The organism is Candidatus Hartigia pinicola (genome assembly GCA_020541205.1).
Lineage (GTDB): Bacteria > Pseudomonadota > Gammaproteobacteria > Enterobacterales > Enterobacteriaceae > Hartigia > Hartigia pinicola.
Map to the genome: position 1 here is coordinate 1,448,818 of CP048208.1, position 15,541 is coordinate 1,464,358.

General features: G+C 25.8%; 3 protein-coding genes and 3 tRNA genes. 3 read left to right on the forward strand and 3 right to left on the reverse strand.

What is annotated here, in order from left to right:
• Positions 1-2,799: 2,799 nt before the first annotated feature.
• The 3 genes from GFV14_RS02705 to gltX all read right to left on the reverse strand — a co-directional run bounded on the left by GFV14_RS02705 (position 2,800) and on the right by gltX (position 9,224).
• Positions 2,800-3,504 (reverse strand): Bax inhibitor-1/YccA family protein, encoded by a 705-nt coding sequence (locus tag GFV14_RS02705; protein WP_457914138.1) that lies wholly within the window; start codon positions 3,502-3,504, stop codon positions 2,800-2,802.
• Positions 3,505-7,395: 3,891 nt separating this feature from the next.
• A tRNA-Ala gene (locus tag GFV14_RS02710) sits at positions 7,396-7,468 on the reverse strand.
• Positions 7,469-7,799: 331 nt separating this feature from the next.
• Positions 7,800-9,224 carry a glutamate--tRNA ligase gene (gene gltX, locus GFV14_RS02715; protein ID WP_457914139.1) on the reverse strand — a complete coding sequence of 475 codons (1,425 nt, stop codon included), beginning with the start codon at positions 9,222-9,224 and terminating at the stop codon, positions 7,800-7,802.
• A 560-nt stretch (positions 9,225-9,784) separates the two neighbouring features.
• Between gltX and GFV14_RS02720 the strand changes: the two genes are divergently transcribed.
• The 3 genes from GFV14_RS02720 to GFV14_RS02730 all read left to right on the forward strand — a co-directional run bounded on the left by GFV14_RS02720 (position 9,785) and on the right by GFV14_RS02730 (position 13,794).
• Positions 9,785-9,860: transfer RNA gene (locus GFV14_RS02720), tRNA-Val, on the forward strand.
• A gap of 26 nt (positions 9,861-9,886) precedes the next feature.
• A tRNA-Lys gene (locus tag GFV14_RS02725) sits at positions 9,887-9,962 on the forward strand.
• Between the two features lie 3,694 nt (positions 9,963-13,656).
• Positions 13,657-13,794: a hypothetical protein gene (locus tag GFV14_RS02730; protein ID WP_457914141.1), complete on the forward strand. Its 138-nt coding sequence runs from the start codon at positions 13,657-13,659 to the stop codon at positions 13,792-13,794.
• The last annotated feature ends 1,747 nt before the right edge of the window (positions 13,795-15,541 follow it).

The window sequence follows — 15,541 nt, forward strand, 5'->3', positions numbered from 1 at the left end:
GTTTTCTTGTTTATTTAATGTCATGTATTATGACTTTGTATAGATTTTATTATCTACACCTCTTTTAAAATAAATGTAATAAAATACACTTCATTAAAATAACAAAATAATCATTATATTAAAATATTAATGCATTAAACAAAAAAATAAATCAAATCTATTCTACATTTATCAGCATTTTATTATCTTATAAAACTTTAACTAACTAAATATAATAATATATTTCAAGACAATTCATGCTTCAAATTATTATGCAGTATTTTATTGACTTATGTTTTAATAAAAAATAGTAATAGCAAGCTACGTTTCATTAAATAGTTATCAATCTGATGAATATATTCAGATCATTTTCATTTTTTTAAAAAAATATATAGGAAATTACATATTCTCCAAAGAATAAACTTACATCATCACTTCATCATAAAAAAATTACAATCTTATTTTCAAAAAATAAAATACTCTTTTTAATAATTTTCGTCATTCAGCGTTTAGTTATCAATACTAAAATATGAAATATAGTAACGTGTTAAACGTAAAGTTCTATTATTACGCTATATTGTGATTTGTTTTAAAATATACGTAATTATTACTGTTTTTTATTACATATCATGATATATTTTTAACATAAAATATTTTTATGTTCTATGCATAATTTAATATAAGAGTTAAATCAAATCAGCATTTAGTATTACTCAATAAAAACAAAATATAATAAATAACTTACCACAAGTCTAATATTCTAAATATTTTTAAATGTTTTATTAACAAATTAAACAACTATATTATCAGTAAGATAATATCTTATTTTAATAGATAGAAAAATCTTAACATTACTTTTTAATACAACGTAATAATAGTTTAACGAAAGATATAGAAGATTATAAAAAAACATACTCTATGCAGAATATTTTCTAGTGAAAAATATTTATTTACCTCTAAATTTAATATACTATCAAATATACTATCAGTTAATAATAGAAAAAAGACTTCACTAATTTTTAATGAATGACTTAACGTGGTTAAATAACCCTTTCCTAATTAATAAAAAGTATTTTTAACTCACGCCACTTTCTCTGTAAAATAGACAAAAAATAAATATCAGATTTATATACTAAAGACTTATATTGAATTAACAGATTTTAAAATTCTTCTAGATTACACGTAATGTACTAGTTGATTCTATATAAAAAATAATTGCAGCATTTTATACTTGAAAATTCTGCATCCTAACTGCAATTATAAAAAATAAATTTTAAATCTTGATTTTCAGTGTGTCATTTCATGCAAAACTTTTTTTACCTACATTAAAACATTTTACGAGTCATCATCTCAGTATGTATTAACACTAATCCTGATTAATAATAATAAAAAGACTTCATTCAGTAGATACGCGTTTTAACACAAAAACAATAAAACGTTTTTATTGTTTTTAATGATTATTCTTTTTAACGTTTAAGATAATAATATATAAGCACTATTTTGAAAAAATTAATAGAATATATATTCTATTAGAAACAATTAAGAAAAATACATAACAGTTTATAAAATACCTTATACACATTAATTGAACAGGAATGAAAGAATTTTAACTGCTTCAATCTTTTAAGATTAAAACCTATTAAGTGTAATTTTTTATTAAGTTTAATGAATATAAATAAAAATAATAAATTTTAAAAAATTTAAATATGCTATTGAAGCTAACTAATACAATGATTTCTGATACTTAAAATCAAGATAGTAGTAATATTTTATAGAGTAGGTAGAAAATCTGTCAATATCTGAAGTGTTTTTAAAAGTATTCCAATAAAAACAAATATGAATATTTTAAATCTTTAAATAATTAATAATATTTATTAATTTTACATTTTATGAAAATTTTTAGTATTCATATCAAAACTTTATATAGATTATATATTATAATATCTCTTATAAAAAGTAAATTTAACAAAGTACAAATTAGTAGTAAATAAATGATATACATGATCAGATCATCTTGAGAAAATTTATAACAAAAGAATGATCAACCAGCAATAACACATTAATATAAATTATATGTAATTAGCACAATTCAAACTGAGACTATAAACAGTGTATTTTGTCTTCATTGCTTGTGCTAATTATCATTGTGATTATAATGATAAGGATTGCGCTCTTTATATCACTTCTGAAAGTAAGCACAATATTATTGATTAACTTTTTTGTCTTTTTCGATCAAAGTTTAATTATTTTTTAATTAAAGACATGCTTTTAGGTAATTATTAGAACCATTAAAGAAATGCTTTTAGTAATAATAAAAACTATTTTCTCAGATTTTCTACTTTTATTCTATATAATAATCTTTGTTTAGCTTGTCACCAAACAGCTTTAAACTTACAATCTTAGTTATATAACAATTCAAAAATAACTTTTTATTTAATGTATTCAAATATTTAAAATACTGTTAATATTATTTTAGATTCTTTCTCTACCATCGAAAATATGCTCACGTAGCTAAACTATTCATTGATTGAGATTGATTCATTACTACACAAGATCATAAAAAAATATTTTTCACGATGCATAGTTTGGAATAAGGTAGCATAAGCTAATATATTTTATTAGTTATAATAAGAAAAATCATCACTAATTTCTTTACGTATGATTCATTAAAGACATAATCATCTTCACCTATACAAAACTTTTTGAGTATTATGAATAATAAAATTAACACGTATTTTATACCATACTTACTTCTTTACCAAATATACTATCCTGTTATAAAATTTAAAAACAACCTATGCATGAATTATTTTTAAAAAATTAACGACGATTGCTAAAAATACGAATAAGCATCAGAAACACATTAATAAAATCAAGATATAAATTTAATGCACCTAAAATAGAAAATTTACGCATATTATCTTTATCTGCGATATTAATTTGTGCGCCCATTTTTATTAATTTTTGAGTATCGTAAGCCGTTAAACCAGAAAAAATTAGTACTCCTGAACAAGTAATAATCCAATACATAGCAGAGCTTTGCATCCAAATATTTACTAGAGATGTAATAATTAAACCAATTAGCCCCATAAACAAGAAGCTACTTATATTGTTTAAACTACGCTTAGTAGTATATCCATAAAAACTAAGTGCACTAAACATAACTGCCGTAATAATAAAAGTACCAACCACTGATTCTTGCGTATACATCGCAAGAATCATAGAGAATGTTACACCCGTCAGCATTGAGTAGAACATAAACATGCCCGTTGCGACTGCTCCGCTAATCTTAGGTAGTAAAAATGATAAACCAAGTACTACACTAATTTGCGCAACCAGCAATCCAATACTGATACTTTGGGAAAGAAATATTTTACCACTCAACAACAAATTTAGCGTATACCACGCTACACATGCAGTCAATAAAAGACCAGCTGTCATCCAGCCATAAACCTGAGACATAAATATCTGTACACTGGAGGAATTTCGGACAAGAGAATCATTACGTTGATCAAAACGATCCATGATGGTTACCTTTTATTTGTAAATAACGTTAACTACAATAACACAGTGTAGTCAGATTGATTTCTTCATATGAAGATTATCTTAATTTAGCTATAATGGAAAACAATAAATCACTACTAATACAATATTTTTGCTTTAAATAAACTTAAATAAACACTAAATAATTACATGATAATAATTTCTAATTATAAAGATTGTTTTTATTAATTAGCGCTGAATTTCGTTTTACGTTACGAATTATCTATAAATATAAATTTATCAAGATAGTTTCATATTCTACTACGTGATAACAAAAATTCTTTTTTTTAGTACGCTGTAACAAAATTATGTTAATAGTAGAAATTGATATACTCATAAGTTATAGAGATTTTATTAATTTTTTACTTCGAATGCATATTAGTTATCAAAGAATTTTGCTTTACTCTAAAAATATTTTATATTGTTTAACTACATTATAATACATTTGTCACTTAAAATTTACTACTATAATAAGTTTCTTATTATAACTTAAACACAGTCTAATCACTTAATTTTAATATTCTAACACAAAATACTCGCTCTTAATAACTGTAGTCATTACCCTTTAATACTATATAAATTACCTGATTCTTTTTTATCATCTGCGCATGTTATTCTAATTTCAATACAGCGACGTTTTTACTTAAATAATAGTTTTTCATATTTCCAATACATGTTACAATAAATTATTTTTATTAAACTCGACTGAATGGTATTAAAATCTAAGATTAACATTTTAATTATTATCTGTGACAATTTAAAATCTATGATATTAGCTTAAATTAATACACAATCTATTCTTAAAAATATTCATTCAAGGCTGTTAATTATTTTATCCTCTAATACTCTTTTTAGTTTATACTTAGTTCAATATAGCTCCTAACACAACAACTTACATCATAATAATTTTAAAATGTTTAATACACTTACCTAAAAAACTGACATAATCATAAAAAGTTATTTAATTATATTTTTACCTGAAAATGCTTTAACATACCACTAATTTCTTAATAATTTCATAGGCCGACTATGTACCACTTTGTTAACGCAGTCATACGTATCAAGAATAGTTCAAACAACAACTAAAACGGTCAAGAGAAATTTCATTTGAACATCGTTTACCTGTTAACAACAGTAACAGTTAATACGCCATTAATTATCTGTAGTACATGTTTTAAAAATTAGCTCAGCGATATTGAATGATATTATATTATAAAAACAATGAGTAATGTGTGTTTTTCTTAATTTAAACATTGATAAGATACGTAGTAGAAAAATAAACTTTGAAAGTTTTTAAGTTTCTTAGCAGTAAAATTCCTTTTTTCATCATAAGAAAATTTTTCTTTTATTTTTCTTACACTTGCATTTTAACAATATATCAAACATGCAATATTCATCAAACATATTACTGCACATTAATGAGAATATAATCTCTTCTGAAAAACAAAAGATTATTGACTTTTTATTTATAACTAAGTAACTAATAGTTCTTCTACTATTCGTATATATCAAATGAGCATTATACTGATATTGTAACTACTGTATATTCGTAATCTAAAGACTTGGTTTGAGCTATTGTCAGGTAATAAATCACAAAATAAGAAAATATTTTATTAAATTAACATTAGGAACAATCACCTAAAAGTCACTTTCCGGTGATTACATTTTAGAAAGAATCTTTTATATAGCATGATGAAAACTACTCCCTTAGTAACTCAGATAGATAAAACGTAATTCAATCATCAAGTCAACACAGTTGACTTATTATATCAATGAAATGTTTTTAAAATTAATCAATTATCAATTCTATAAGTAGAAATACAGTAAAAGTAAATAAATTTCTCTTATTTTTTAATAAAAATAATTTAATAAAGCATAACTAAATTAGATAATCTGAAATTTAGTAAAATCTCTTACTAATATCATTATTTTTCTCAAACAGAATTCACTTTAACTTTTTAACAACTCTAATTAACATCTTCATTAATTTTTAATAAATTAAAAAATTTATTTTAAAGAATAATAACTATAAAGTATGCTAAATTCATTTTATACTTCAGTAAATAACACTTACCAATACATTGTCTATTCTTACACTTTACGAAACATATGATAAACAGTTATTATACTATAATTTTTATTAATTAATTTTTGGTTATTTAAGCAATATAAGCACTTAATTTCAAAGAAAAGCTTTATTAAAAAAGTTTATTCTATATCTAAACAATTGATCATTAATATCATCATACAATATTCACTTTGGTAATCTTTCTACATATACAATACAAGTAATAGTAAATAAAAAATGAAGATTATTTAAAAAAGTGCATATTACTTACGTAGAAGAATATGAATAAACTATAAAAATAATCAGGCTAGATAGCTTCAAACAACTGAGAAAATATTCAGAATATATATACTTTTAAAGTATGTGGTAAAATAGAAACTATCTAATTTAGCAAGTATTATGACCAATACTGAACTAATTTACTAACAGAGCTCATATGATGCTCACATTAATGAAATAAATAACTAATAATTCTACTCAAAACATATTTTGGATACTAATAAATCAGTTTTAAATAATGATATTAATATGACGCATTAAATAAAGTCTAAAGTTTTATTACTAATTATTATGATTCAATTTCCTTATTTAAGTTCTAATTTAACTATTCAATACTATATCAATTCTTTGATAATAACTACAGGAACTTGTTCAAAAAATTCTGAATGTTACTCAGAATAGTTTATAAAATTTCCCACAGAAATATTACCTAATATTTAATCTCATAATGAACTTCATAGTATGAAATAAACTTGTTGAATTAACAATTCATCGCTTATTTAACAAATTTTCTGGAAAATAAAAAGATAATAACTGTTATATTTAAAAAACTAAAATCTCCATTCGATTCGAATATATCTCACAGTTTTTAGATTCAGTGAGATGTTTAAAGTTCAAATAATATATTTAAAACTACTTAGTCATTATAGAATGTATAAAGTTTATCACGTTTTACGATTTGAATAATCATGCTCAGTATATAATATACATCATTTAAAAATTCTTTCCTGTAACACTACATCTTTCTAATACATCATTTATGCGTACTAAGGATTTTAATTCAAGCTTAAAACTATTAATAATTTGATCTATTAGTAAGAAATTTTAGTAATAACTACGATTGTAAGTAATAAACGATAAGCGTTTATCCCAATACATTATATGATTTTAGAAACTTTAATTCACTTTCATAACTTTTCACAATGCATCTTTCTTACAAAAGAATTATGTTTCATTTTCATGACAATTCTATTCGTTTTTCAAGATCATTGATATAGATCTTGCTAATTATTTCACGCTTTACCCAATACATTAGTTATTTTTTGAACGACTAATTTTGTCTAAAATTTAAAACAATTATATGCAATACTAATATTCATAAAATCATCAAATATATGTTCCCACTGGGGATGTATATTCATAAAATACAAAAGTATATAAACCACGCATTCATATTAGCACTCCAAAGAACATATGTATTTTGATGCAAAAAAGTACAATGTTTTTAAAATCTTCCTCGACTGAGATCGATACTATAATTTTTATTTGTTGTAATTAAATAGATGAAAATAATTACATTTTAAAATATTCTGAATAAATTCTTAGCTATTATTATTTTTTAGCATTTAACCATCAATATACAGATACTTTATAAAAAATTTCAATAAAGTAATTTAATTATTTTAATTTATTCAGGTAATTTAATACAAAAGAATATTATCATACAAACAGTGAGAAATGCTCCATGCAAATACAAATCAACAACACGACTCATATGAAAGCTAACAATCAGAATAAATTCTGGTTGGAGCTAAGCGGGATCGAACCGCTGACCTCTTGCATGCCATGCAAGCGCTCTCCCAGCTGAGCTATAACCCCAAAAAGTTATACTAATAACATTAAAATAATTTTAAAGTGTCAATCAGATAATATCAATATTAAATGTGACTTAATATGTTACAATATCTTAAGTCAAAAGCATAGAAAATTTTTATTTTCAGTTTTTATTTTAAAAACAAGTTTGTGTATCATTCGAAATAACTTAACTAAGCTCATTAACGAGAAGTGAAGTATTTGATAAATACAATAAACGCACTCAACGATTTTAAATCACTAAGAAATATCCGAGTAATATAAATAACATAGCACATGTATTAAAAACTTCAATGAACTTTGTATTAATATAAGATCATAAAACCGATATAATTAATCATGACGCGACAGAGGTTTCACGTTCAGTAATAAAAGTAAGCGCTTTACTAATACGAGAAAGAGAACGTACTTGTCCAATTGCATGAATGGTAATATCTAATGCTGCTGATTGGCTAGCGCCAGTAACAGCAACACGCAAGGGCATACCTATTGTATTTATACTAATGCATAATTCTGTCGCTGTGTGTTTAATGGCTTCATGAATGTTTTCTACCGTCCACTCATGAATAGAAGTTAATTTTTGTTGAATCATCTCCAATGGTTGAATAGCAATAAAACGTAAATATTGTTTCGCGGAATCTTCATCAAATTCACAAAAATCTTTATAAAAATAATGACATGACTCGGCGATTTCCTTTAATGTTTTACAACGCTTACCTAGTAATTTAACTAAATCAGTTAAATGAGGACCAGTTTCAATATTAATGCCTTGCTGTTCCATGTGCCATGAGAGATGAGCGGCGACTTGTTCAGCTGGTAAATGATTAATATAATAATGATTTAACCACAATAGCTTATTTGCATTAAATGCACTTGCAGATTTACTGATATTACTTAATCTGAAATATTTTATCATTTCTTCACGAGAAAATATTTCTTGATTACCATGCGACCAACCAAGTTTGACTAAATAGTTTAGTAATGCTTCTGGTAAATAACCGTTATTACGATATTCCATAATACTTAATGCACCGTAGCGCTTAGATAGTTTTTTACCATCAGCTCCGACAATCATTGCAACATGAGCATACTCAGGAATAGGCGCGTTTAATGCTTTTAACATATTAATTTGCCGAGGTGTATTATTAATATGATCTTCACCACGTATAACATGAGTAATTTCCATATCCCAGTCATCGATTACAACACAAAAGTTATATGTTGGAGTTCCATCATTGCGACATATTATAAGATCATCTAACTCTTGGTTTCTAAATTTAATTGGACCACGAATGCTGTCATTAAAAATTACTGAACCGTCTTGTGGATTACGAAAACGAATAACATAAGGTTCAGATCGTGTATTACAATAAGTATGATCACGACAAAATCCATCGTATCGTGGTTTCTTACCTGTTTCTATTTGCTGATGACGTAAGTTATCTAAGCGCTCTATGGAACAATAACAGCGATAAGCTGTACCTGAATTAACCATTGTATCAATAACAGCGCTGTAACGCTCAAAACGTTTTGTTTGATAGTATAGAGATTCATCCCAATTTAAATTTAACCAGTTCATGCCATCTATGATAGCATCTATAGCTTCCCGATTAGAACGTTTCAAATCAGTATCTTCAATACGCAGAATAAAGTTACCTTGATTATGACGGCTATATAACCAAGAATAAAGAGCAGTACGCACCCCACCAATATGTAAAGAACCAGTTGGACTAGGTGCGAAGCGAGTTTTAATTTTACTCATCAAAAGGACCTTAATTATGATACATTATTTTAACATGTTGCAATTTAAAATTTAATGAACGCTATATAATGAAATGTGTCATACAAGTTATATTGTCATGATAATACAAAGTGTAGTATTATGATATTTTTTAAGTATACACTACGGAACATTAGTCAACATATTACAATACCCTTAAAGTATATATAAATACATCACTGATGATAAAAATGTAATAATGTTTCAAATAATCGAGAAAATAATTACATTTATAATGTATTAATACTATTGAAATTATTATGGATAACGATCTTATTCTCATTGATCACATTATAATTAATATCTTCATCATGTTCTCGATACAGTAGATAAATAAATCAGGTATAAAATAACTATATAGGTATAAAAATGTTTTATTTAAATTTTATAAAAAAATGAGTATACTGTTATAATGGCTAGTTAAAGGAAATTTTTATAATCAATACAAAATATTGTTTATTTTTACATCAAATAGAAAAAATCTATTCAAAAATCATTGACTCCGACTAAAGGATCACTATAATTTACTTTCATTGACGTCAGGGCGATTAGCTCAGTTGGTAGAGCACCTCCCTTACAAGGAGGGGGTCACTGGTTCGAACCCGGTATCGCCCACCATTTTATCAGTTATATATATATCATAAGGGTCGTTAGCTCAGATGGTAGAGCAGTTGACTTTTAATCAATTGGTCGCAGGTTCGAATCCTGCACGACCCACCATTCAACAAAAACGTGACAATTAATAAACTTTATATAAGTTTCTTGAATACTCTATTAGTAATATAAAATTTGAGTAAAACATCAATATTTTTAGTGTTTTGTGCAAATTTGTAAAGACAGAAATGAACATACTTTTATCATCTTCATGCTTTTCTACTATCTATTTTTTCAAATACCAATAGAAGTAGGTTAAGACTAGATTAACTAACCACCCAAATATACATCGGATTATGAAATCAAAATCCTTCGATCATCTTTTTCATTATGATAAACTTAAAATGCTTTATTAGCATTAGTTCTCGTTAATATCACATAAATCATACCGTGTTATTTTACTCTTTAATAACAACACATTTCTTGCATTACTCTATCTAAGTACGAATCATATGATAAGTTTGATGCTATTAAACAAAACGCTTATTACTCAAAAATTATTCGATCAATTAAAGTCAACCAAGTTATAGGACTCGCCAGATCAACCTGCGATTATTCTAATTCTAGAGTATTATCTTCTTAAATTAGCAGATAAATAAATCTCATTATTAACTTTAAATAATTAAATACATTGTTAATGTAATCATTAACTTGCTATTTTTATTTAATATATTCTAAAGTTATTTAAAAGGTAACACTGTTATATAATGTATCTCAACTATCTTCATTACTTTGCAGCTATTTCAGTATAATACAAATAAAAAAAGTTAGAATTGCTTTAATATTACTTATAAGCAATAAACTTTACCTTTTATATTTTATCTTTATCGATGATTCGCTTATGTTACTTTGGTTTTAATCAAATCGAGAAAACTTAATCAAAACTGTGAAGGAGATTGCATTCTAACACGCTAATTCATTACACTTATAATTTTAAATTATCATAAAATTATTTCACTTTCTTTTTGTATGTTGCATTAAGAAACATCTATTATTTCTAGTAAATTCAAGGAAGTCACAACACTAATTTTCATAACATTCCTTGGTTATTACTTAGATTTTTTTCTGAATAGTATCTTCTATACTTACGACCTGATGATATGATTGATAGTATACATATTCAAAACAGGAACACTTCAACATCTCAAACTATCATACTATCATCTCTAAAGTTACTCATACGAAATCGTTTTGGAATAATTTTCGTACCATTCAGGGAGATCGTTAAGAAATTAGGCTGCATTGGAACAGTTATATATGTAATCACTGAATATAATAAGTATTATGATCGTCTCTAATAAAAGAAATTTAATACTTCCATATTATCATGATGAAGATCGGTTAAGTAATATTATATCATAAATATGAAGATTTTTGTAAGGGGCTAAAATAGAAATAACATAGCTTTAATAATTTCTTTAACTGAATATCTTAACCTATTTAATATTTGTATCGGTAGTTACAACTAATTGAATATTCTATACATGATTATACTCAGCGGCATTTGAAACTAACCAGTTCAATAAATCATAAGTTCATTTTATTAATATGATGTTATCAATACTATGATATCTTACTTCTTCTTACTATTTTCATGTCCGTATTTCATCAAACAGACTAATATTTTCCTAATGATACTGTTTTGTTGTTTGGAACTAGATTGTTAGTCAAGACGTTTTCTTGTCGTTAATTACTCAATCAAGAACCTCGTCCTTTGATACTCAATGTTATTGAGTCATTCAGAAATCTATCTAAAATTTTAATAAACAACAAGTTATCGATAAAAACATATCGTCCAATCGGTGAATTTTTTATTTTACGTCAGAACTATTCTTACCTTTTCTTAAAAATAACTCAAAAGGCAGAAGAACAGATTTACTTCCTCTCGATCATCGGAAGATCACTGATGTCTTTAAGAATAAGAACCTCCTCGTTAGGTTAAATATTTCAGTTTTATAACTCCCTAACAAGTTTCCTGCTCTTCTTTCATCAATGTAGAGATTATCTTCTGAAAGAATAAACAATACTCTATGCCCAAAACCAACTGTATTTTCACCTATAAATCTTATCGTTTTTTATGACTTAATGAAGTTAGTAAAATGCGTTTTCTCTGCATTCCACAAACGACAATCTGACCAGTTGTATTACTACTTTATAATGAATTCTCAACTAAAAGCTACCGTCAAACTTGTGCTGTGTTTCACTCACAAAAGTTGTTAGTACTTAAAAGATAACTTCATCCCAAAATAAGTGTCATCTATTCTATTCATGCTAAAATACACGGAACAGTAATTACCTATAAGTTAAAATTTTTTAACTACTTTTTAGAGAAAACTTTTAACTTCATTTCCCTTAATACTTACCTTTAAGCAGAGTCGGAAATATTTTCAGTTTATATATTTCAACAACTCTTAAGAGGTAGTCATTAGTCGGTATTCGACTATGCAATTTTCCTCTTACACTGAAAATCGTAAATAGTATACTAGAAAGTCTGCTACAAAGCCTGCTCTTCTGCAGTCGATGATTAGAAATACACCGTTAACATTTAGATGTGCAGCTAATAGTTTAAGCCTAACATATATGGAGAGACCACAGACGAGCTAGAGCCATAATGCTAAAACCGGGAAGAAATTACCTTTGACTTCGATAGAGTTATCCAAAGAATACTTTACGGAAATTAAATGAACTCGAATCAAAGCAATATTCAGTCAGTATCTACAGATACAATATTTCTCTTCGAAGTAGACCTCCGTGATCTGTCAGTACTATAATCAGTCGCCATTAGCAAGAATGTACGTTAATGTAAAATTACAGTATCTAATTAATATTAGTAATACTAATAAATCATCGATACTGTATAAAATTTATACTTAAAATATTTACCATACACTTAAACCTATTTTAAAATAAGCACTCACTACTGACAACACAAAGCACGAAAATTAAAAATTACAGTACACGCTAATTGCAGGAAGTTTATCTTGATGAACACCATATAAATAGTGTAATTGTTCCACACTGACGCTTTCTTGTTATTAAGCGGGGAAGATCCTGGAATTCTCCAAGCATTAAAATCTTTTAATCAGAGATTCATATGTATGTTCTGTATCCCTGACGCAGTGTAGGGAAGACATGAAAACCTCGAGAATAATTTTCTATATTAAAAAATTTTATTTTTGCATTATTCTACAATTAGTTATCTATCAATTGATTCCTATTCATACCAGAGTGGATCATCATACTTAATTTTAAAATGCACGATCTTCTTACTTAGATATATCTTACGTTCGTGCTAAATATGAGGTAACAATGTACAATTCCCGACGAACAGCCTGTGTTTACTTTTTTAAAATATCACTTTAACATTTCAAAAATTTTTTCTCAGACATATATTAATGTGCTCCATAAAAAGAAACTAAGTTTTTCTATATATAAACGAGGGGTTTCTCTCCGAAAGAACAAAATAGTATACAATACACTTAACAATACATTTAAAGAAATTAATCTCCGTAGAATATCAATAAATAAACCTATAATGGAACGTTGATTTGATCATGAAAAAAATTTTTTCTACCCAGCATAAGGATATCTTTTTAGTATGATAATCATAAAAACAATATATAAAATACACAGACAAATACAATAGAAATTTAATAGCTTATATTATTGACACGGAGACTATAACAGACTTGCAGTTGTATTATAATAACTATCATTCACTTGTCTATAAGATAGCCTAACTTAATAGAATTAAGATATTATGATTAGTTATATAAAAGGCGCAATCGATGATGACATGGATAAAAATTTTGATACTCTCCATACGCTGAATAATGTCACGGTACTATTTGATTGCTGTTATTTTACTACCGCTTCTACTTATGTAAAAATGACGTAAACAACTTTAAAATATAGAATAAACTATTTGGTCTCGGGAAAAATTAAAGTGGATAGATTCTTTGTAATTAGTAGATTTATCATAGTTTATTAATTGCACGCTATCAACAAGATTTTATATCTTCACGATAATCTTTGATAAATTTCACCGCACACATTATACCTGTTTACTACTTGAAATGACTCATCACTTTCCTCGTCAAAGGTGTTATCAGCACTATTCATTACTCAAAAAATACAAGTTTGATTATTCCACTTACTTTTACAATCTATAATATAAAGGTAGGACCGTATTCACGTCGATAATATTAAGATATATAATAGCCCTCAATTATAAAGTTTACTGTCTTTTGTTTTATACTACACCTCCTAATTAATTTTCAGGTTGATAATGCTTTTATACTGAGGAGCACTAAAAGTAAATTATTTCTTTTTAGATTGTTTTGTCTTAAGATCTAGTCAGTAAGATGATTTAGATCAGACCCTATCTTATCATCTTCTATTAAACTTTTTTCTTAGCTGTTAGATGAATGAGATGATTCAATCTTTATACATATGGATAAAAACGTGACATATAGACGTCTTGTCTGTTAGTCTCGAATTTTCTCTAAAATATCGATTTTTAATATATATTATTTTCAGTGTATATACTAAAAATATTAGTAGTATTAAATATTCACCTACTACTTTAATAATCAGTATATTTTTCTACCTTAACATAGAAAGAACTGATACTATCAAAGATTAATTTTTAAAACATCAGTTATTTTGAGCAATATTTTCTCTCTTTATCTTATTAGATACTCCTATTAGCATCACAATAATAAAACATACTTAACCTTCTTACTATAATTGATTTAAATAGCATTTTTAATAAATGCTATCTGTTAAAACTTCTGTACTTTCTTATTATATTTTGCATAAATATATCGAACTGACAATTATTGCAGTAATCAAAAACAGCTATATACTTATTTTGCTTTTTTAACACTAAATACCAACATACCAAAGATGGTGTGTGGAGAATTTATATAAGGGAAGTATGAATCTCAAAATTCATTAAGTTCACTACATAATCTTTTCAGATGAATCAATATAATTTTCTTCTCTTACTCATTGAGACTCAAAGTATGCTCGAAGTAGAGTGATTGCTTAATCTACCTAATTTATTAATAGCATTTTTCTTCCGAATCATCTCTTTTTATGATTAAAAATCAAGCAAAATATTATTTGTACCATTAAAAATCTAATTTTTATTTATATCCGCTTTATCTAGAACAGAGATCAGTTTAACAATACTATTTTGATGGAAAACTAATGCATCAGTTGCATTACTGGTATCAGGTTTACAATTTCAAAATCACATCATTATTATAATATATTCATATTATGTTATCGGATTTGCATTTTACTTTAGAATGATACTAATCTTTTTTAAATCAGAAAAGATAAAAACAATATAATGATTTTATTCAATATTGTCTCTTTAGGCATTTCTGGTTTTTGCTAATTTAAAATATTTCATATGTTTTAGCGTTATTAAATACTCCAAACATTCATTTAGTCTAACTATTAATATTGTTATAAAAGTCATTAGTAAAGTATATTAATATAGCAATTATAATTTAAAATCACTTGCACCCATTAAAACATAACTATTATGATTATAATATCCAAATCTATTTCATGCAGCTATACTTTCCAAATTACTTAATCTTGAGATTCAGCACTAATATGATCTATTCACG

Excerpts from the sequence above, each read along its gene's own strand:
- GFV14_RS02705 (WP_457914138.1), bottom strand. The coding sequence starts at position 3,504 with ATGGATCGTTTTGATCAACGTAATGATTCTCTTGTCCGAAATTCCTCC.
- gltX (WP_457914139.1), bottom strand. The coding sequence starts at position 9,224 with ATGAGTAAAATTAAAACTCGCTTCGCACCTAGTCCAACTGGTTCTTTA.
- GFV14_RS02730 (WP_457914141.1), top strand. The coding sequence starts at position 13,657 with ATGATTAGTTATATAAAAGGCGCAATCGATGATGACATGGATAAAAAT.